This is a genomic window from Candidatus Nitrotoga sp. AM1P (assembly GCF_013168275.1).
Taxonomy (GTDB): domain Bacteria; phylum Pseudomonadota; class Gammaproteobacteria; order Burkholderiales; family Gallionellaceae; genus Nitrotoga.
The window spans coordinates 2480577-2502522 of sequence record NZ_AP019547.1; the positions used below are offsets into that span (position 1 = coordinate 2480577).

The 21946-nt window shown below is 44.9% G+C and carries 18 protein-coding genes; 16 read left to right on the plus strand and 2 right to left on the minus strand.

The window, feature by feature from the left end; all coding sequences use genetic code 11:
• The first annotated feature begins 3 nt into the window (after window positions 1-3).
• The 15 genes from W01_RS11350 (at window position 4) to W01_RS11420 (ending at window position 18159) form a co-directional block, all read left to right on the plus strand.
• A complete protein-coding gene (locus W01_RS11350; RefSeq protein WP_256380103.1) occupies window positions 4-1044 on the plus strand; it encodes a glycosyltransferase in 1041 nt (346 codons plus the stop codon).
• Window positions 1041-2051, plus strand: a complete 1011-nt coding sequence (locus tag W01_RS11355; RefSeq protein ID WP_173054775.1) for a glycosyltransferase family 2 protein — start codon at window positions 1041-1043, stop codon at window positions 2049-2051. The genes W01_RS11350 and W01_RS11355 overlap by 4 nt, the downstream gene beginning before the upstream one ends.
• 565 nt (window positions 2052-2616) lie before the next feature.
• On the plus strand, window positions 2617-3672 hold the full coding sequence (locus W01_RS11360) for a glycosyltransferase family 2 protein (protein WP_198421283.1): 1056 nt from the start codon (window positions 2617-2619) through the stop codon (window positions 3670-3672).
• An 8-nt stretch (window positions 3673-3680) separates the two neighbouring features.
• Entirely contained in the window at window positions 3681-4640 is a 960-nt protein-coding gene (locus W01_RS11365; RefSeq protein ID WP_173054777.1) for a GDP-mannose 4,6-dehydratase, read from the plus strand.
• Between the two features lie 29 nt (window positions 4641-4669).
• Window positions 4670-5908, plus strand: a complete 1239-nt coding sequence (locus W01_RS11370) for a class I SAM-dependent methyltransferase (protein WP_173054779.1) — start codon at window positions 4670-4672, stop codon at window positions 5906-5908.
• A gap of 242 nt (window positions 5909-6150) precedes the next feature.
• Window positions 6151-7092, plus strand: a complete 942-nt coding sequence (locus W01_RS11375) for a glycosyltransferase family 2 protein (protein WP_173054781.1) — start codon at window positions 6151-6153, stop codon at window positions 7090-7092.
• Window positions 7093-7260: 168 nt separating this feature from the next.
• The gene (locus W01_RS11380) at window positions 7261-8073 is read left to right on the plus strand and encodes a glycosyltransferase family 2 protein (RefSeq protein WP_173055936.1); all 813 of its coding nucleotides are present in this window, start codon (window positions 7261-7263) and stop codon (window positions 8071-8073) included.
• 44 nt (window positions 8074-8117) lie between these two features.
• The gene (locus W01_RS11385) at window positions 8118-9077 is read left to right on the plus strand and encodes a UDP-glucose 4-epimerase family protein (RefSeq protein WP_173054783.1); all 960 of its coding nucleotides are present in this window, start codon (window positions 8118-8120) and stop codon (window positions 9075-9077) included.
• 147 nt (window positions 9078-9224) lie between these two features.
• Window positions 9225-10205 carry an MraY family glycosyltransferase gene (locus W01_RS11390; protein ID WP_173054785.1) on the plus strand — a complete coding sequence of 327 codons (981 nt, stop codon included), beginning with the start codon at window positions 9225-9227 and terminating at the stop codon, window positions 10203-10205.
• Between the two features lie 25 nt (window positions 10206-10230).
• Window positions 10231-12045 (plus strand): polysaccharide biosynthesis protein, encoded by a 1815-nt coding sequence (locus tag W01_RS11395; RefSeq protein ID WP_173055938.1) that lies wholly within the window; start codon window positions 10231-10233, stop codon window positions 12043-12045.
• Between the two features lie 92 nt (window positions 12046-12137).
• Window positions 12138-12965, plus strand: a complete 828-nt coding sequence (locus W01_RS11400; RefSeq protein WP_173054787.1) for a symmetrical bis(5'-nucleosyl)-tetraphosphatase — start codon at window positions 12138-12140, stop codon at window positions 12963-12965.
• A gap of 622 nt (window positions 12966-13587) precedes the next feature.
• Window positions 13588-14925, plus strand: coding sequence for a hemolysin family protein (locus W01_RS11405; protein ID WP_173054788.1), 1338 nt, complete (start codon window positions 13588-13590; stop codon window positions 14923-14925).
• Between the two features lie 102 nt (window positions 14926-15027).
• Complete coding sequence (locus W01_RS11410; protein WP_173054790.1) at window positions 15028-15597, plus strand: anthranilate synthase component II; 570 nt, start codon at window positions 15028-15030, stop codon at window positions 15595-15597.
• On the plus strand, window positions 15597-16610 hold the full coding sequence (gene trpD, locus W01_RS11415) for an anthranilate phosphoribosyltransferase (RefSeq protein ID WP_173054792.1): 1014 nt from the start codon (window positions 15597-15599) through the stop codon (window positions 16608-16610). Before W01_RS11410 ends, trpD begins: the two co-directional genes overlap by 1 nt.
• A gap of 292 nt (window positions 16611-16902) precedes the next feature.
• On the plus strand, window positions 16903-18159 hold the full coding sequence (locus W01_RS11420; RefSeq protein ID WP_173054795.1) for a nitronate monooxygenase: 1257 nt from the start codon (window positions 16903-16905) through the stop codon (window positions 18157-18159).
• Between the two features lie 82 nt (window positions 18160-18241).
• On the opposite strand, the gene W01_RS11425 is transcribed toward W01_RS11420, so the two are convergent.
• Window positions 18242-18688 carry an Rrf2 family transcriptional regulator gene (locus W01_RS11425; protein WP_173054797.1) on the minus strand — a complete coding sequence of 149 codons (447 nt, stop codon included), beginning with the start codon at window positions 18686-18688 and terminating at the stop codon, window positions 18242-18244.
• 509 nt (window positions 18689-19197) lie between these two features.
• On the opposite strand from W01_RS11425, the gene W01_RS11430 reads away from it, so the two are divergent.
• Window positions 19198-20430, plus strand: coding sequence for an AAA family ATPase (locus W01_RS11430; protein ID WP_173054799.1), 1233 nt, complete (start codon window positions 19198-19200; stop codon window positions 20428-20430).
• Between the two features lie 142 nt (window positions 20431-20572).
• On the opposite strand, the gene rho is transcribed toward W01_RS11430, so the two are convergent.
• Window positions 20573-21829, minus strand: coding sequence for a transcription termination factor Rho (gene rho, locus W01_RS11435; protein WP_173054801.1), 1257 nt, complete (start codon window positions 21827-21829; stop codon window positions 20573-20575).
• Window positions 21830-21946 lie beyond the last annotated feature (117 nt).

Genomic DNA, 21946 nt, shown 5'->3' on the forward strand with positions numbered 1-21946 from the left:
CCAATGAAATGCGGAGTTGGGACATATACGCAAAAATTGGCAATGGCTTTAGCGGAATCTAAGAATGTTAAAGTAACTGTGCTAACAGATGAACGTGCTAGCGAAGTCATAGAACAAAATGGAGTTGAAGTTTTATCTGTGATACGGAGTTGGCGAGTTACTGAATTAATTCATATTGCAAAGTATATTTTGCAATTTAATCCAGACATTATCCACATTCAATATCCAACTCAAGGGTACTCAGGCAGCATGCCAATGCTCATGCCGTTGTTAATGCATCTTCTACGTAAACACTGTGTGCAAACGTGGCATGAACCGGTTTTCAGTGGGAAGTCAAGTTGGTTATTAACAATTGGATTAGAAGTGCTGATTACAGTAAGAGAAGAGATAATAACGAGCACACCTAAATTTATTCAAAGAGCACTCAGAGGTACAAGGTTAGCATGGATCCCTGCTGCGTCTTTGTTGCCAACAGTTATGTTATCCGATGAGGAACGATCAAAAATCCGGCACCACTATATTTCTAATAACAAGGTATTGCTGTCTTACTACGGATTTGTGGCACCTCTCAAAGGAATTGAAATGCTATTTGAAATTGTTGCGAAAACAAAAGCGCATCTATTAATGGCATGCGATTTTCAGCCAAACGATGATTATCACAAATCGTTACTGGATAAAATTAAAACAATGGGTATTGAGTCATATATAACCATAATGGGTTTTTTGCCAGAGTTTCAGTTGGCCTCTATATTAGCTGCCTCTGATGCGGTTGTACTTCCGTTCAGAGATGGAGGCGGGCCATGGAATACAACTATTGATGGAGCGATTGCACAAGGAACTTTTGTTTTGACCACGTCCTTAATTGCTAGTGGATATAACAAAGAAAAAAATGTCTATTGTGCAAAACCCGGCAATGTGGAAGAGATGATTCTTTCAATTCAAACATATGCTGGATGCCGTATTTCATCCAAGCCACCAATATCGGCATGGCGGAATATTGCAGAACAACATTTAAGCATCTATAAACAGCTAATTACGGCATGATACAACTGTCAATTTGTATTCCAACTTACAATTTTGGAAAATTTATTGGACAAACATTGGATAGCCTCTTGCCGCAAGTTTCCGCAAATGTTGAAGTGATCGTTCTGGATGGCGGCTCAATAGATAATACTGCCGATATAGTATCAATCAGGCAGCGTGAATATCCAATGTTGATCTATCATCACCAGAATTTTCGTGGTGGAATTGATAGAGATATTGAGAAAGTAGTTAGCTTGGCACAAGGGCAATATTGCTGGTTGTTTTCAGCAGATGACATCATGTTACCGGGCGCGGTAAATAAGATACTTGAAGCTATTAAATCAAATTATGATGTTTACATCTGTGAGCATGTCTTGTGCAATTTAAAGATGGATCCTATTAGAAAACATCCACCTTTTAACAAAATGTCGGGTTCCAGGTTATTCAATCTTGGAGATGCTTCACAGAGAAAAGAATATTTCCGTTCGGCCAGAACCAGTGAGGCATTTTTTAGCTTTTTGTCTGGTCCGATTTTTAAGAAAACAATTTGGGATAGTGCAAACATACCGGAATCATTTCGAGACACATGCTGGATAGTTGCCGGGCATCTGTTGAGCATGGTTTCCAAAGGGCTTACCGTAAATTATTTGGGTGAGACACTACTTCATAAACGAGGTGGAAACGATTCATTTTCTGACCGTGGCATAGTTAATCGCTATAGGATAGCTATCGAGGCATTCCACCATGTAGGTAATAGTCTGTTTGGAAAGTTTTCCGAAGAAGCGTTTCACATTAGGCGAGTACTACAACTAGACATCCCTGTTCGGTACCTAATATTGGCAAAGTTGAGGGCTGCCGAAAATCAGGATAAAGAAGACATCAAGGTACTAAATCGTCTCGTGATAATGCATTATGCCGATCCAAACTTAAGTAATTGGATGAAGTATGCACTATACAAAACTGTCCCCCCTTTTACCATCAAGATGTATCTTGACTTTAAAACGTTGTGGCGGAAAACGAAGGAATGAAATTAACGTTAGAGCTGCTTACCGTAAAGTTTCTGAATTCTAACCTTTGTTATGTGAGACTGAGTATTGCGAAAAATATCGCAAAAAAATAGGTTGTTAGTTGTAATGACTCGCAGTCCTTTCTTTCTGGGGGCAGTACTATTGACGCTTACAACAGTATGAAGCATCTGTCTACCCATTACGCAATTGGTTTGGTATGCATCCAATCAATGAGAGATCTAGCCGATTCTATCAAGCTTGTTGAGTGATTGGCATTAAAAACTCACCATAAATATGGAAATCGAGAAAAGACCATAGTTCTCTCGATATGTATGAGTAATCTCTTGAATGTCGGAGATGACGTATTGCTTTTGAGAGATATTTTTCCACTAAATTTTGCAGCAATATCCATTCGCTCTATTGTAGATTACTGGAGTGACTATATCGTGGAGAATTCCTGTAGTAACTACTAGTGCGGGAATGCGGCGGGAATATCATGCTGATATTGACAGATAAATAACGGCACATTGCGGACAAACACCGTGTGTTACATGAGAGTCTGTTGTCTGAATAACTTAAAGAACAAATGAACAGTAACTTTAAACATTTTAATGACAACATGGAACTCCCGAAATTATCCATCTGTATTGCAACCTACAACAGAGGGCAATTTATTGGTGAGACTCTGGATTCCATCCTTGGTCAGATAGTGTCTGATGTTGAGCTTGTCATTGTGGATGGTGCATCACCGGATAACACGCCTGAAGTGATGGCACAGTATTTGTTGCGCTATCCTGAAATTCGTTATTTCCGTGAGCAAGAAAATTCGGGTGTAGACGGTGACTATGATAAGGCTGTTGGCTATGCAAGAGGAGAATATTGTTGGCTGATGACCGATGATGATCTATTGTGTCCCAAGGCTATTTCTCGTGTTCTTGAGTCTATCAATGGAGCATTTGACCTCGTTGTTGTAAATTCGGAAATAAGAAATATCGATTTTTCAATGGTGCTTAAAACTCGTTTTCTTCAGTTTACTAGTGACCGAGAATATGCAACAAAAGATGGAGAAAAGTTTTTTTCCGACGTGGCGAATTATCTTTCGTTTATTGGTGGCGTGGTCATTAAACGTAATTTATGGATGGAGAGAGACCGTTCGTCTTATTACGGAACATTGTTCATTCATGTCGGCGTTATCTTTCAGCATCCGCCGATAAACAAAGTCAAGGTTATTGCTGATCCATTAATAATCATACGTTATGGCAATGCCATGTGGACATCCCGTCGTTTTGAAATTTGGATGTTCAAATGGCCGCAGCTGATTTGGTCGTTTCCTGATTTCTCGGATCAATCGAAGTCTGTTGCATGCTGTAAAGAGCCGTGGAGGCAAATTAAAAAACTTATTTTATATAGAGCTATTGGGGGATATTCCCTATCCGAGTACAGCCATTTTATGGCAGGTAGGACACAAGGCTTGTCTCGTGGGGTGTATATGGCAATTGCAATGTTCCCAGCCACCATTGCAAATTTCTTTGCCAGTCTTTATTGTGTTTGCATGAATAGAAATGCTCGTTCAGGATTTTATGATCTTTCACGTAGTCGGCATGCTACATGGGCCAGTCGCTTCTTGGCTAGATTTCTCTGACATATACTATGAAAATAGCCTTAATAATCGGTATAACAGGCCAAGACGGCTCATATTTGGCGGAGTTGTTACTTACCAAAGGCTATTGTGTCGTTGGTGCAGTTAGAAATATACAAAATGCTAAAGAGTCGCTTCCGACAGTACTGATGCAGCGTATTGAGTTGGTCGTGTGGGATATGTTGGATCAATGTCGAATGACAGAAATATTGACTGAATATCGCCCAGCGGAGATTTATAACCTGGCCGCCTACTCATCGGGGGCAGGAATGTTCAATGATGCTGTTGATATTGGAGAGGTGAATGGACTTGCGGTTGCTCGTATTCTGGATGCCATTCGTGCAGTGGATACCAATATCCGTTTCTGCCAGGCATCGAGCAGTGAAATGTTTGGCAATGCACTTGAAAGCCCTCAATCAGAAACAACACCGTTTCGACCTCGTACCCCATATGGTGCCGCAAAACTTTATGCACATTCGATGACCCAGATTTACCGCCAGCACTATGGATTATATGGATGCTCGGCAATCCTGTTCAATCACGAGAGTCCCCGTCGAGGATTAGGTTTTGTAACAAGAAAAATAACACATGCAGTGGCGAAGATTAAATTGGGATTGGTGAATGAGCTTTACTTGGGAAATCTTGATGCACGCCGTGATTGGGGCTTTGCGGGAGACTATGTGCGCGCAATGTGGCTGATGTTACAACACCCGCACGCAGATGATTATGTGGTTGCTACCGGTGAAACGCACTCGGTACGAGAGCTGTGTGAAATTGCCTTTGGACATTTCAATTTGGATTATTGCGACTATGTCCGTGAGGATTCTGCTTCATATCGTCCCATTGAATCAGTGCAGTTAGTGGGAAACTCCAAGAAGGTGAGAAACCAACTTGGCTGGATACCTGAGGTAGGGTTTCACGAGATGGTGAGTTTGATGGTAGATGCCGATTTGCGTAAGCTCATTGAATAGAATAGCGCAAAGGGATAGGGATTAAATTAATGTTCAAAAAAATTGAAAAGTGCAGAATTTGTGGTAATAAACATCTGGAATGTGTGCTCGATTTGGGAGTGCAGATGCTGACCGGGATATTCCCGCGCGAGCAGAACTCAAAAATCACGACAGGTCCCCTGCGTCTGGTGAAATGCATGGGGGGAAATGATATCTGCGGACTATTGCAGCTTGAACATTCCTACAGTTCTGATGAGATGTATGGCGAGAACTATGGGTATCGTTCCGGCCTAAATGCCAGCATGGTGGCTCATCTCAACAACAAGGTGAAAAAAATTCTTGAGCAGGTTGAGTTGCAGAAAGGCGACCTTGTTATTGATATTGGTAGTAACGACAGCACTACGTTGCAGGCATATCCATCTTCCGGACCGGATCTGGTAGGCATTGACCCGACCGGTATTAAATTCCATAGCTATTATCCACCGCACATTCAACTAATCCCAAATTTCTTTTCCTCAGCTTTAGTTAAAGAACATTTTCCAAAGCGAAAAGCCAAAGTAGTCACTTCGTTCTCAATGTTCTACGATCTAGAAGACCCCACGGATTTTATGCAACAGGTGTACGACATACTTGCAGATGACGGAGTTTGGGTATTTGAACAAAGCTATATGCCGACTATGCTTGAGATGAATTCATATGACACAGTTTGTCATGAACATGTTGAGTTTTATGCTCTGCGCCAGATCAAATGGATGGCTGACAGAGTGGGTTTCAATATTGTTGATGTGGAGTTTAATGAAGTGAATGGGGGCAGCTTCTCAATCACGGTATCAAAATCGCGTGGTGATTTAACACCAGTTCCTTTGGTACAGAAGATTCTCGATCACGAACAGGCAAATGGGCTAGATACGCTTGTGCCTTATCAAAAATTTGCGGAACGTGTAGCTAAAACGAAATATGATTTATTGGCTTTTATCAAAACAGTTCATACAGAAAATAAAACTATCGCTGCACTTGGCGCATCTACGAAGGGAAACGTACTGTTGCAATATTGCGGAGTGACAGAAAAAGATATTTCGTTTGTTGGCGAGGTTAACCCAGAAAAATATGGATGTTACACCCCAGGCACATGGATCCCCATCATTCCTGAGGCAGAGTTACTGTCACAAAAATTGGATTATTTGATTGTATTGCCATGGCATTTTAGAAAATTCTTCGAAGAAAATGATAAATATAGAGGAGTAAGCTTGGTGTTTCCGCTACCAAACATTGAGGTTGTTAAACGGTAAGTATACCTGTGACATTTTTAGGTCGAATTTGATAATGTAATAATTCAATTGGACTCAAATAATCTTTAATTTCGTAATTCATACCGCAGGTAAAATAAATAATTGGATGCCGACTTAAGCTAAATATGATGGATTTCAGAGATTCCATACAGAAAACAAAAGATGTAGCGGATATCGTTGCACATCTAGATGGAAGAGTCCATGAATGAAGCAGATAGACTTGTCAAGGGTGGAGCTAAACGATGACGCTAGTGGTATCCAAGCCAAATAAGGTCACAGTACTACTGTCCACATACAATGGAAGCAAGTTTCTTCAGCAACAGCTAAACTCGTTGTATGAGCAAACCTATCCAAATATTAGGATTTTGGTAAGAGACGATGGATCATCAGACTCAACAAGAAGCATTTTAGAAAATGAGCAATTAAGTGGGCGTATAGATATATTAAGAGGGTATGAAAACCTAGGCCCGGCCCTGAGTTTCTTTAAGTTACTGCATAATGCTGCGTTAACTGAAACAGAATATATTGCTTTTTGTGATCAAGATGATGTCTGGCATCCGCATAAAATTGAGCATGCAGTTTCAGCCTTGTTGGTAGTCGCTGATAACCGTCCAGCATTATTTTGCTCCAGGTTAGAAATTGTTGATGAACAGTTAAACCATATTGGATTTACCAATACACCAAGAAAAGTTGGCTTTGGTAATGCTCTCGTTGAAAATATTGCTACCGGCTGTACGATGGTACTTAATCGAAAAGCAGTGGAACTTATTTGTAAACACCTTCCAAGTAAAGTGCTGATGCATGATTGGTGGTGTTATTTAGTTCTATCTTGTTTTGGCGAAATTGTTTTTGATAGTAATGCCAATATTAAATATCGGCAGCACGGAAATAACACCATTGGTGCAACCGTGAATATGTTTGATGAATTCAAAAGAAAAATGCATCGGTTTATTTACAGCGGAAGAGGATTGCTTTGGTTGCAAGCCTGGTTGCAAGCTTCCATTTTTTTAAATATGTTTGAAAATGGCATTCCGTTATCTCAAAGACTCGTTCTCAATAAATTCATCGCAGCAAAATCATCATTGTGGTGTCGCGTTCAGTTAGTGCTATCCAAAGAAATATGGCGGCAAAAATGGTTTGATAATTTGGTCTTGCGCTTGATTATATTTATTAATCGAATCTGAACTGGGCGAGAACTGGTATTTTAATTCGCCAAGAGTTGATGATCTTGATTTTTTATTTTTTACCAAAAGGTAATTGTGATTATCGCTACCAACCAGCGGAATAGAATTTATGGATAAAAGTCTGATAGCGGGGCAAGTTACTCAAGTACCCCAGGTTTATTATTTTTGATGGGCACAATAGCCGTAGAACAATCGCCTGAAATTTCCATTTCTGTTGTCAGCCATGCACAAATTCATTTGATTGAATATTTACTGCATGATATCAACCAGCACTGTCGGGCTTTATTGATCGAATTGATTCTCACACTTAACCTGGATGAGGTGCTACCGTTCACAGTAGATAGTTTTTTATTTCCAATAAAGGTTATTCGCAATCCCATTCCTAGGGGATTCGCTGCCAATCACAATCAAGCATTTACATATGCAGTGGGGCAATTTTTTTGTGTAATGAATCCAGATGTCCGGCTGAACGATAATCCATTTCGGGCTTTGCTTGCGTGCCTGCAGGATTCTGTAGTTGGCGTGGCTGCGCCGCTTGTATTGAGTACGAGTGGCGAGATAGAAGACAGTGCTCGTCGTTTCCCAACGCCGCTTAAGATATTTTGCAAAGCGTTCGGCAGATGTAAAGGCAGCGACTATCTTGTAAAAAGTAATCCCATATTTCCTGATTGGGTAGGCGGGATGTTCATGTTATTCCCGCGCGAGGTATTCAAAAAACTAGGTGGGTTTGATCAGCGATATTTTCTTTATTATGAAGATGTAGATTTATGCGCCAGGCTGAGATTAAAGGGTTATGAAGTGGTCGTATGTCCTGATGCCAAGGTGATTCATCTTGCACGTAGGAGTAGTCATCACAGTTTCAAGTATTTGAAGTGGCATCTTATGAGTATGATGCGTTTTTTTTGTTCCGCCTTATTTTTAAAAATATTCTGGTTGCGTTTGGCGAAAAAAAACATGGACAAAGGCACGATAGAGCGATGAAAGCTAACCCAACTTAATATGCTTAATCGTCGTTGGTTATCATTATGAAATTTATGATTTCAGGGGCTGGTGGCTTTGTTGGTAAAGCACTCTGTGCTGAATTGATTCGGCGAGGACAGTCTGTAAGCGCGGCGGTGCGTTCAGAGAATTCATTGATTGAAAATGCTGAAGCCATAGTCGTCGGCGCAATTGATAGTGAGACGAATTGGGCTGATGCATTACGCGATGTGGATGTGGTAATTCATCTCGCCGCACGAGTGCATGTAATGCGAGAAAATGCTTCAGATCCATTAGTGGAGTTTCTCAAGGTCAACCTGCACGGCACTTCAAATCTCGCTCGGCAGGCTGCTTGTCTTGGGGTGAAGCGGCTCGTCTTCGTTAGTTCGATCAAGGTGAATGGCGAGCAGACCAGCGCAACTCAGTTATTTACAGAGCTGGATGAACCCAATCCACAGGATTTTTACAGCATCTCTAAATGGCAAGCCGAACAAGCGTTGTGGTGCATTGCCCGAGAAACCGGCTTGGAAATTGTGGTTGTGCGTCCCCCATTGGTTTATGGTGCGGGAGTAAAAGGCAACTTTGCACAAATGCTAACAGTGGCCGCCAAACACATTCCTTTGCCATTTGCTTCTGTGCATAACAGCCGCAGTCTGATTTACGTGGAAAATCTGGTAGATGCCTTGATAGTCTGCGCGACCCACCCTGTCGCCGCAGGCCAGACTTATTTAGTAAGTGATGGCGAGGATGTTTCCACCCCGGATTTGTTGCGCCAATTAAGCGATGCGGCAGGATGTCCCGCACGCTTATTGCCATTTCCGCCAAGCTGGTTACATATATTGGGAAAATTATTCGGCAAATCTGATCAAGTCGAACGGTTACTCGGTTCGCTGCAGGTCGATAGTGGTAAAATCCGCCGTGATTTAAATTGGGTTCCTCCTTATACTTTGCAACAGGGGCTGCAAGCGACCGCAGAGTCGTACCGACGCTTAGGTAAGAAGAGTTAATAAATATGCTATTTTTTCTGCAATCCATTGCTTTTCATAAAGTATGCAAACTTAGCCGAGGATTTGTTAAGCAATTTTCCATACAGTAACGACCTCGCATGAAAATTGCGCGGAAATTATCAATGTTGTTATAGAGTAAAAATCCCCATGTCGCATTACGCCCCCCTGATTGCCGCTCTAATCACCATGTTGGTGATTACTATTATCGTATTCAGTAAAGCTGGTAAAAAAATTCAAGATATCCCCAATGAACGTTCATTGCATGAGGAACCGATTCCGCGTATTGGCGGGGTGGGGTTGATGGCGGGTCTCCTGTCTGCCTGGGCATTGATGGTGATGTCATTAGCTTGGTGGGTGGTATTACCCATGATTTTACTGTTCGGTGTTTCTTTGTTAGATGACGTGCGCGGCCTGCCAGTACGACAACGTTTGTTGGCGCATGTCGCGGCTGCTGCAATTCTGGTGTTTGGCTCCGGCTTACTGGCTCAGGGTATAGCGCAGGCTTTACTCGTGTTGTTGTGCGTAGTTTGGATGACCAATCTATTTAATTTTATGGATGGATCGGATGGTCTGGCTGGCGGTATGACATTTTTCGGCTTCACCATGTATGGCGTAGCAGCACTGATGCATGGCGCTGATACTCAGGCTATGCTGAATTTTTCAATCGGTGCCGCGGGATTGGGTCTGCTTTATTACAATTTTTATCCGGCTCAAGTATTCATGGGTGATGCAGGATCTATTCCGCTTGGTTTTTTATCTGCCGCGATGGGGTTGTGGGGCTGGCAACAGGAACTATGGCCCGGATGGTTTCCGTTGCTGGTGTTCTCTCCTTTCATCGTAGATGCTAGTGTCACTTTGCTGAAGCGTATGTTTCGTCGTGAAAAAATCTCTCAAGCACATCGCGAACATTATTACCAACGCTTAGTGCAGATTGGTTGGGGACATCGTAATGTCGCATTATTTGAATATATTTTGATGTTTGCGGTCGGTGCATCTGCCATTTGGTATTTGCGTCAGTCTAACGAATGGCCATGGCTTCTGTTCCTGATATGGGGGGGGGTGTATGCTGGGCTGATGTTAATTTTGGATAATCGCTGGAAAGAATTTCAGCGAAGCCAGCGTGGCTAAATTAGATCTGCGTACCCTGTTGGCTATGCTGCATGACTTTGCGGCGGCCGCATTTGCTTGGAGCCTGGCTTATCTGTTGCGCTTCAATTTCGAACCACCACCGCATTTCATTGATGAGATGCTGCATACCCTGATCTGGGTAGTACCATTGCAAAGTATTATTTTCTGGCGCTTTGGTTTATATCGCGGCTTATGGCGCTATGCCAGTGTAACTGACTTGCGCCGAATTTTTTTGGCAGTGCTGACGGCGGCCGCGTTCATTCCTTTGGTGTTGTGGATGTTTCGTATCAGTGCCGTAATACCGCGCTCGGTACTGGTGATTAACCCTGCGCTATTGCTACTATTAATGGGCGGGAGCCGTTTCATTTATCGGCTCTGGAAAGAGCATGGTTTTTATCACAATCTAAAATTAAATGTAGAGCCAGTGCTGGTGTTAGGAGCGGGCGATGCAGCCGTAGGTTTGTCCAAGGAACTGGCACGCAGCCGCGATTGGCGGCTGGTGGGTTTTCTGGACGACAATGTGGATAATCATGGGCGTATCCTCAATGGGATCAAGGTGCTGGGCGCGCTGGGTAGCCTGCCGCAATGGACAGAACGCATGGGTGTAAAACAAGCCATTATTGCCATGCCATCAGCTCCGCACCAAGTGCGCAAGCGTGCGCTTGAGATTTGTAATCAAGCCAGAGTCAAAGTGCTGACGGTACCGTCCTTCGATGACCTGTTAAGTGGACGTGTTGCCATTTCGCAATTGCGTGCCGTGGAGCTGGATGATTTGCTGGGACGTGATCCGGTGCAATTGGATGCGGCCGGGCTGCATGAATTATTCACTGACAAAACCGTGCTGGTAACCGGTGCTGGTGGATCCATCGGCTCTGAGTTATGCCGCCAGATCATACACTTCAAGCCGCGTACTTTAGTGATGTTCGAGTTGAGTGAATTTGCACTGTATAACATGGAACAGGAGCTGGCCGCGAAATTCGATGGCCTCGACGTAGTTTGCCTGATTGGCGATGTACGCGATGCTGCCCGTCTTGATCAAGTTTTTTCTGAGTATAAGCCTGCGGTGGTTTTTCATACAGCCGCATACAAGCATGTCCCCCTCATGGAGCAACATAACGCTTGGCAGGCGATACGCAATAACGTGTTGGGTACATGGTCGGTGGCCACTACTTCACAGCGCCATGATGTAGCAAAATTTGTATTGATCTCTACCGACAAAGCGGTCAATCCAACCAATGTGATGGGAGCGAGTAAGCGTTTGGCAGAAATGGTATGTCAGGGATTGCAGCAGCCTGGTGGAACGCGCTTCATTATGGTGCGTTTCGGTAACGTCTTGGGCAGCACCGGTAGTGTCATTCCAAAATTCCGCGAACAGATTGCGAAGGGGGGGCCACTTACCGTCACACATCCAGATATCACACGCTATTTCATGTCGATTCCCGAGGCCGCACAACTAGTATTGCAGGCCAGTTTAATGGGCAAAGGCGGAGAAATATTTGTATTGGACATGGGTGATCCAGTAAAAATTGTTGATTTAGCGAATGACCTTATTCGTCTTTCCGGTCTAAGCAAGGATGATATTCGGATTGAATTCACTGGTCTGCGCTTAGGTGAAAAACTGTACGAAGAACTGCTGGCTGACAACGAGCACACTTTGCCCACTCCTCATGTAAAACTGCGCATCGCACAAGCGCGTGAAGTGGATGCCACATGGCTGAGAAATTTATTAATTTGGTTTAGTACGCATACTACGCAGGACGATGCAGAAGTTAAACGTGCCTTGACACAATGGATACCGGAATACTGTCCAGATTCTAATGGCGTTGCAAAGTTAAAATAACACTAAATGCATCTCACTGTGAATTTACTGAATATAATTCTCTGGGCTAATATTCTTAATGTGCAGGGAATTAAACTGACTGATTGCGCATAATGGCAACCTATGCGATAGGCGACATACAGGGATGTTACACCGAGCTTTTGCGGTTGCTGGAGCAAATATGTTTCGACCCCGTAATCGATAGGCTATGGCTGGTGGGTGACTTGGTTAATCGTGGGCCGGATTCGGTGCACGTGCTGCGTTTGATAAAATCATTAGGAGATGCCGCCATCACCGTGCTGGGTAACCATGATTTACACTTGCTTGCGGTGGCTGAGGGTGTTGCTAAATTACATCGCTGTGACACGCTGCATGACATTCTTGACGCGCCCGATCGAAATGAACTGCTGACCTGGCTACGTGCGCAGCGTCTGCTATATGTGGAGGGTGATTTCGTGCTGGTACATGCCGGGTTGCTGCCGAGCTGGACGGTGGCCCAGGCACAGCAGCTGGCGCATGAAGTAGAAGCTGTATTAGCGGGTAAACACTACCACGATTTTCTCATACAGATGTATGGCAACCATCCTGACCATTGGGAAGATGACTTTAGTGGTTACAAGCGCCTCCGCGTTATCACTAATGCCTGCACGCGTATACGTGTTTGCACTCTAAGAGGTGAAATGGAATTTAAATTTAAGGATAAGGTGCACAATATGCCTGAGGGATACATGCCGTGGTTTGATGTACCAGGGCGTGCCAGCGTCAATGCCACAGTCGTTTTTGGACATTGGTCGGCATTGGGGTTGAAAGTTACTCCTCAAATTATTGCGCTCGACACCGGTTGTTTGTGGGGTGGTGCACTTTCTGCCATTCGTCTCGAAGATCGCAAACTGTTTCAAGTACCATGTGTATCCATACCGATAGCAAAGCCGTATCAGTAATGTTAATTATTATTGCTTAAAATTGCGGCCTTGGTAGAGCTTAAGTGAGAGTTTTAAAGTTGCGAATTATCTACAGCGGCTTAATTTGTAGTGGTTGATTGTTACTATGGTTCGCCGATTATTTAAAGAGTCGAGAGTAATATTACAGATGTCTTTTTTTGAAATAAAAAGAGCCATTAATGCAATTAATTAATATAGAAATCAAATTGATAACAAATTTTTATGGTGTCTGTTATGATGGCTACCATTAAAATAACAGACAGGGGGAGCGGGGTTTCACTCCGTCCTATGAATAGTAGTAGTGATTGTTCACTTGCATATATATATTCCACTGAAATCAGTAAACGAATAATAAATGGGGAGAAGTCCTTATCAGAGAACTTATTTTGTTATCTGCTCGTCTGTCTTTTCTTCGTACGAATCACCATGGCTCTTTGGCTGTGCGGAAAAAAACGTAACGGGGATTTTTTTTTACTATCCTTGATTATTCCCAAGGCGATGGCAAGCTCAATAATCTGGGCATTGTTTTTCCGTCTATCTCACATTTGGCAAGGCCCCAGCGAAGGCAACTGCCCCGTTATTTGTACTTCATTTCCTTACTACCATGCTGTCGAATAATCTCATGGATATACTGTTCCTGATAACGCTGATTTTGCTGAATGGCATCTTCGCCATGTCGGAGATAGCCCTCGTGACTGCTCGACATGTCCGTCTAGCGCGTCTAGCGGCAGACGGCGATATCTCGGCAGAAGTGGCGATGAGTTTGGGCGAGGATCCAACACGTTTCCTGTCTACCATCCAGATCGGAATCACTTCAATCGGTATCCTGAACGGTATCGTCGGCGAGGCGGTATTTGCCGCCCCCTTCGCAGCATGGCTGCAAACGCTGGGCGTTGATCAGCGCCCAAGCGAGCTAGGCGCAACCGCTTTGGTAGTCGTGGTGATTACCTATCTATCCATTGTTATCGGTGAACTTGTACCCAAACGCATCGCTCAATTTAACCCGGAAGGAATTGCGCGCCTGGTGGCAAGACCTATACATATCTTGGCATTAATTACGCATCCGTTCGTGCGATTGCTGTCGATATCTACTGATGCTCTTCTGAGAATGATGGGGAAGAGCCAGCAAGCGGAGCCTAGCGTAACGGAAGAGGAAATTCATGCAATGCTGGAAGAAGGTTCCGAAGCCGGGATTATTGAGCAGCATGAACATGATATGGTTCGCAACGTCTTCCGCTTGGATGAACGACAAGTTGGATCACTAATGATCCCCCGAGCGGATATCGTATATTTGGATATCAGCCAGCCACTTGAAGCCAACCTCTTACGCATGGCAGAATCAGATCATTCGCGCTTTCCGGTTTGCCGGGGTGGTTTGGGTGACTTGCTTGGAGTGGCTACTATCAAGCAACTGTTCAATCAGACCTTTAATGGCGGACGCCCTGACCTGACCGCACAATTGCATCAATGCGTTTTTGTGACCGAATCGCTGACTGGATTGGAACTCTTGGCACAATTCCAAGGATCAGACACGCATATGGTTTTTGTCATAGATGAGTATGGTGAAGTTCAGGGCTTGGTCACCCTTCAAGATGTATTGGAGGCAGTTACTGGCGAATTCAGACCGCCTGATATTGAGGATCGCTGGGCGGTACAGCGCGAAGACGGTTCGTGGTTACTGGATGGCATGATCCCAGTGCCCGAGTTGAAAGATCAATTAGAGTTGAAGTCTGTTCCTGAAGAAGACAAGGGTCGATACCATACACTTAGCGGAATGGTGATGTGGTTGCTTGGACGGCTACCTAAGGTCGCTGACGTCGTGATGTGGGAGCAATGGCGGCTGGAGGTTGTTGATCTGGACGGTAAACGGATTGACAAGGTACTCGCAAGTCGTTTGTCAGAACCCATCCAAGTTGCAGGTGTTAGCGAAGCGCCCTCTCAGGCAGAACGATTAGATTAAAGGGCTGATTTTAATGATTAGGCTCTATAGTCTTGATGCTTGTTAACATTAACAAATTATTAACTTAATAATTAAAGAAAAGTCATATAGTTAGGTATATTTATGTTGCTAATGATAGACAACTACGATTCTTTCACCTATAACTTGGTGCAATATTTCGCCGAGCTAGGTGCAGATGTGGTTGTGCATCGCAATGATGAAATTACACTGGATCAGATTGAGGCATCGCAACCGCAATGTATCGTAATTTCACCGGGACCGTGCACGCCCAACGAAGCTGGAATTTCGGTCGCAACCATTCAGCGCTTTGCCGGACGCATCCCCCTGCTGGGTGTATGTTTAGGCCATCAGAGCATTGGCCAATCATTCGGTGGAAAGATTATTCACGCCAAGCAGCTCATGCACGGTAAAACCTCGGCCATTTTTCACAACAATAGTAGCGTTTTCCACGGCTTGCCCAACCCATTCACCGCTACACGCTACCATTCTCTGGTGATCGAGCGTGCCACGCTGCCCGACTGTCTGGAAATTACCGCATGGACTGAAGACGGGGAAATCATGGGAGTACGTCACAAAACGATGGCGGTGGAAGGGGTGCAATTTCATCCGGAATCCATTCTTACTGAACATGGTCACGAACTGCTTGCTAATTTTTTGCGCGGTGAACGCTAATGAACTATGCCAGTCTGCTTAATCGCCTGCTTAATCGTGAAGACCTGCCGCATGACGACATGTATGAGTTGATGCGGAACATTATGGGCGGGCAGCTTGCTCCTGTTCAAATTGCAGCGGTTTTGGTTGCGTTACATATGAAGGGAGAGACTGTCACTGAAATTGCGGCGGCAGCGCAGGTAATGCGCAATCTGTCGAGTAAAGTGACGGTGCAGGATGATAGACATTTGGTTGATACCTGCGGTACTGGCGGTGATGGTGCGCAGACCTTTAACATTTCCACTGCCAGTGCGCTAGTCGCGGCGGCAGCGGGAGCACGCGTAGCCAAACATGGTGGACGTTCAGTTTCCAGTACCTGTGGCAGCGCCGATATCCTGGAAAAATTTGGCGTCAATGTTAACCTTACGTCGCAGCAAATTGCGCACTGTGTGCAGGAACTTGGTGTGGGCTTTATGTTTGCGCCTAATCATCACAGCGCGATGAAATACGCCGCACCAGTGCGGCGAGAACTCGGCGTGCGCACGTTGTTCAATTTGCTGGGTCCGCTTACTAACCCGGCGGGCGCTCAGAACCAGGTAATGGGCGTATTCCAGCGGGATCTGACGGTGAAATTGGCGCGCGTATTGCAGCAGCTCGGTAGTCGCCACGTGTTGGTGGTGCATGGCGCAGATGGTATGGATGAAATTTCTATCAGCGGACCAACTTACATTGCGGAACTGAAGGACGATAAGGTACTCGAATACGTGGTGCAACCGCAAGATTTCGATTTACACGCCGCGCCGCTGGATAGCATACGCGTTGCCAATGCTGAGGAGGCGCGCACGATGTTGTTGTCGGTGCTGGACAATCAGCCCGGTGCCGCACGTGACATCGTGCAGCTTAACGCTGGTGCGGCCATTTATGTGGCGGGGCTGACTTCAACGCTACAAGAGGGTATAAAAAAGGCCAAGGAAGTTATCGCCAGCGGCGCGGCGAAAAATAAGCTGGAAGCGCTTGTCCATATGCATATTTGAGGCTGTGGAAAACCGATTTTTCAGGTGGGTGTAAATAGTTTTCGCCGAACGTGCCTGTTCCCATTCCGATTTATTCAAAGTTTCCACGTTAATAAACGCAAATTGGCTTTGCGTTGCCTGTAGTAAATCTGTTGTAGTTGAAAGTTATGCTTTTACAGCATTGATCAACGTACTGTTTTCGAGATACTTGTTAATATGAATACCCAATAGTTTTTTACAAATATTTGCGTATGATGCAGGAGGCTGCCTATTATTACCAAGCTGATATAGCGTCTTTAATTGAAGGATGGCAATGAAGTGTGTTAATGATTTTCGTTTGAAATTTGGCAAGCAAGAGCTAGTGCCTATCATGATTGGCGGGATGGGAGTTGATATTTCCACGGCCGAACTGGCGCTGGAAGCTGCGCGTCTTGGCGGCATCGGGCATCTTTCTGATGCTATGCTGCCGACTGTAACAGACCGGCTTTTAAATACGAATTTCGTTAAATCAAAGCTCCGGCAGTATAAATATAATGTTGCTAATACTGATAAGTCCACGGTGCAATTTGATCTTGGACAGATTGCAGAATCGACGCGCTTACACCTGAGCAGAGCCATGGAAGCCAAGCGCGGTTCTGGTATGATTTTCGTTAATTGCATGGAAAAGCTTACTATGAACGCCCCGCGCGAAACGTTGCGGGTACGATTGCATGGGGCACTCTCTGCCGGTATAGATGGAATTACCTTGAGTGCCGGATTGCATCTGGGTTCATTCGCGTTGATGGAAGATCATCCACGTTTCCGCGATGCCAAGCTCGGTATTATTGTCTCCTCGCTACGTGCGCTGCAAATTTTCTTGCGTAAAAACGCCAAACTGAACCGCCTGCCGGATTATATCGTGATAGAAGGGCCGCTGGCCGGTGGCCATTTGGGCTTTGGCTTGGACTGGATGAAATACGATCTGCGAGAAATCTTCAGAGAAATTTATCAGTACTTGCAGGCCGAAAAGTTGAACATCCCTATCATACCGGCCGGCGGTATTTTTACCGGCAGCGATGCAGTATCGTATCTTGAAATGGGTGCTGCGGCGGTGCAAGTGGCAACACGCTTTACGGCAACGCGTGAGTGTGGTTTGCCGGAAAAGATTGTGCAAGAGTACTTTAAGGCCAACGAGGAAGATATTGAGGTCAACATGATTTCGCCTACCGGCTATCCCATGCGCATGTTGAAGAAGAGTCCGGCCATCGGCGCGGGCATCCGCCCCAACTGCGAAGCCTACGGCTATCTGCTGGACGGCAATGGTAATTGTGCTTACATCACGGCTTACAATGCCGAGGTAGCGGCTCATCCAAATGCTAAGAAAATCTCCGTTATGGACAAAACCTGTTTGTGCACCGCTATGCGCAACTTTGATTGCTGGACTTGCGGACATAACACCTACCGCCTCAAGGACACCACGCGCCGTTTACCGGATGGGACTTATCAGATACTAACGGCCGAGCATGTGTTCAACGATTATCTGTTCAGCACTGACAATAAAATTGCGTTGCCGAATTTGCCTACTATCTAACTGCATGAGTTGAAGTTGTGTAAAGCGACAGCCTACCTTTGAACATAGAGTGATTAAGGCGCCAACAAAAAAAGTTTTGATTTTAATGTGTGCTTTTCAGGAGTTCGGGTTTTTTTCTCAGAAATGATTGATTAGTCAACAAATCTGCCAGAGTGTAGCGATCCAAGGTATCAAAGAAATTTTTACGCGCCTCTAGAAGCACTGACTTGAGAATACATGCGGGCAGCAAGGGACAGCTTTGGTTTTTTGCATTAAAGCACTCAACCAGATTGATATTTTCTTCCATATCGCGTACTACGTCCCCGATGTTGATCAACTGCGGTAAGCGTGCCAAGCGCATGCCGCCACCTTTGCCGCGTATGGTTTGAATATAGCCGCGGTTAGCCAGTTGATGTACGACTTTTGTTAAATGGCTTTGCGAAATACCATATTTCGCAGCAACCTCACTGATCGTAGCCAGCATGTTTTGCTGTGCGCCCAAGTAAATTAAAGTGCGCAATGAATAATCGGTAAAGTGGGTAAATTGCATTTGTGATTATGCTTAAAAAAGTACATTATAATTAATGCAGTGTAACATTTTAATCAGAATTCTGTGCAATGCCTAGTAGTAGCTTTGTCTAATGGAATTTGAGTCTGAACAGAGGTGGCCGTGATCGATTATTATGCAAGAATGGTGATCATATGAACGACGAACAACTGTATATTTTGGCCAACTTGCGGGTCTTTTGAGCTGGTAAATATAACGTATGTGAAGGTGTTTGGCCTCTAAATTTTTGTTGCTCAGGAGGGTATATTAAAAAGCATTCCCCTCCAATTATTGCATCCTTCTTGGAACTCGAACTGACGTTACCTTGACTGGACAATCCTCCTTAGTCTAAAATATTTTTCGTTTTTCCATGAGTCCGGTACGGAAAGCTTGCCGTGAACGGGCGAATGTTAGCGGCTCTTGGGTCAACCAACAGCTCGTATGCATGGCTTCTTGCTGAATAACTACAACATCGTGCAGGCCACAGCCATCGCCACAAGGAGAAGCAATTAATGGATAACTTCCAGATATATGAATTTACGCCGTTGCGACTGACCATAGACCGCATGGGCCCATTCCAAACACAACCGGAAGAAATAAACTTCACCGATAATAATGGCGAGTCTTGCAATTTCTTTATGCTCCATTCCAAAAATGGCCGAGGCAAGACAACGATATTAGAATTGATCTTAGCCTTAGTGGGAATGACAGGCTTTACCAAGCCTCAGGATTTAGCTGCAGCTCATAATCGCCGCTTTGACTCACCTTTTAATCTGGAAAATCTGGATCGTGGCCCGGGGCGGGCGCAATTGGATTTTCGTATTCACTACAGTGAAGATGGCCATGAACGAGTTGCAGTGTTATCTTTGCTTGCTGGTCAGCTGGAGGGGGCAAATAGCTTGTGTCAGTGGGATGAAGAAGCGCTGAGCAAAGTGGGTGCGCAACAGTGGCATCGTTTTGGTTTCTGCCGCGATGAAGCAGAAATCTGGTCGACAATCGGCCTGCATGATAAATGGATTACAAATTTTATTTCAGGTATTGATGCAGCCACGGGTGAAAAAATTGGTGGCTTTGAAGAAAGTATACTGGACTGGCCCACAGTTATTTATTTTTCAGCCTATCGTAATATTGTGCCAGTTAATCCAGATCAACATCGCGCCATTGTTCCCCCTATGAACTGGAATTACGCTCCTTCTCACTTTTTTGGTGCAGAAAGCGGCGATTGGCGTGACTCGCTTGATAACCTGCTGGTTTGGCTGAAGTGGCTTGATGATGGACGGTTTGATCGCGCGGTAAAATTGGTGAATGAGCGAGTTTTTACCGATACCTGTACCGCAATCAAGGATGTTCGCAAAGATCCGCATGAGGTTGAAGTTGTGCGTAATGGGAAGCTGCATCGACTCGACACACTCAGTAACGGGGAAAAAAGTCTGGTGCAATTGTTTGTTCGTCTTGGCGCATATATGACGCGCAACACAATTCTGCTGATTGACGAACCTGAAGCACATTTACACGAAGATTGGCAACAACGACTTCTGTCTCGGCTTAAAAAAATGGCACAGGAACAGTTTCCTGGATTGACGATTATTTTAGCTACTCATTCATCAAAAATGATGGCTACTTTTGCCTTAGAGAAGGAAGAAGATAATCTGCGCAAAGGCTGTAATTTATCCGACACCGTAGAAGTAAAAGAAAATTTCCCCCGACCCAAGGAGAGAGTTTTCAGTAGGCCTGAAGAACGTTAATTGGATTTCAAGCCAGTTTAGTGGTGGTTATGGGGAAGTAGCATTTCTGCAAGATTAGCTAATCGAGGCCCTTGTTTGGGCCTCTCAATTATGCTGGGCCACAAGAGGGCCATATTAATTTCTGGATTAAGTTTTTGAAATTTTAGCGGCGCATTGAATCGAAAAAATCAGCGTTGTTCTTAGTCGCTTTAATTTTATCCAGTAGAAATTCCATTGATTCCAATTCATCCATCGGATAGAGCAGTTTACGCAGTACCCAAATTTTGGGTAAAAGATCCGATTTAATCAGTAATTCTTCCCTGCGTGTACCGGAACGATTGATGTTAATGGCCGGATAGATACGTTTCTCTGCCATACGTCGGTCAAGATGAATTTCCATATTACCGGTGCCCTTGAATTCTTCGTAAATCACATCGTCCATGCGAGAACCGGTATCCACTAGCGCCGTGGCGATAATGGTAAGTGAGCCGCCTTCTTCAATGTTGCGGGCTGCGCCGAAAAAACGTTTGGGACGCTGCAGGGCATTGGCATCAACGCCGCCAGTAAGCACTTTGCCGGAAGACGGCACAACTGTGTTGTAGGCACGCGCCAGCCGAGTGATGGAATCCAGAAGGATGACCACATCTTTTTTATGCTCAACTAGACGCTTGGCTTTTTCCAGCACCATTTCGGCGACTTGGACGTGGCGTGTGGCAGGCTCGTCAAAGGTAGATGCGACCACTTCACCGCGCACGCTACGACTCATTTCGGTGACTTCTTCGGGACGCTCGTCGATCAGCAGAACAATCAGATGTGCATCAGGGTTGTTTGCCGCGATGGAATGGGCGATATGCTGCAACATCACGGTCTTGCCAGATTTTGGCGAGGCTACCAGCAACCCGCGTTGACCTTTACCAATGGGAGCGACGATATCAATGATGCGACCCGTAACGTTTTCTTCGGCGCGGATGTCTCGCTCCAGTGCCATTTGCTTAGTTGGGAATAGTGGTGTCAGGTTTTCAAACAGTATCTTATTCTTCGTATTTTCCGGAGCCTCGGAATTAACCCTGTCCACCTTTACTAAGGCAACATAACGTTCCCCTTCTTTTGGGGTGCGGATCTCGCCCTCGATTGAATCTCCAGTATGCAGATTGAAACGTCGGATTTGGCTTGGACTAACGTAGATGTCATCCGGTCCCGCCAAGTAAGAAATATCCGGCGAGCGCAGAAAGCCAAATCCGTCGGGTAATACTTCCAGCGTACCTTCGCCGAAAATGCTCTCGCCCTTTTTTGCTTGATTTTTAAGCAAAGCGAAAATCAGGTCTTGCTTGCGCATGCGGTTGGCATTGTCAATCTGGTTTGTTGTTGCCATGCCCACCAGTTCGGTGATGTGTTTGGTTTTGAGGTCAGATAAATGCATATAGGGATGGGTGGGTGTATTACGAAGTTTAGGGAGCCTGCTTAGGGAGGTGTTACGGTTTGCGCGGGGATGCCGCGTACATGAACTGTCTTGAGTGTCAGGATTTGTGAGTAGGGT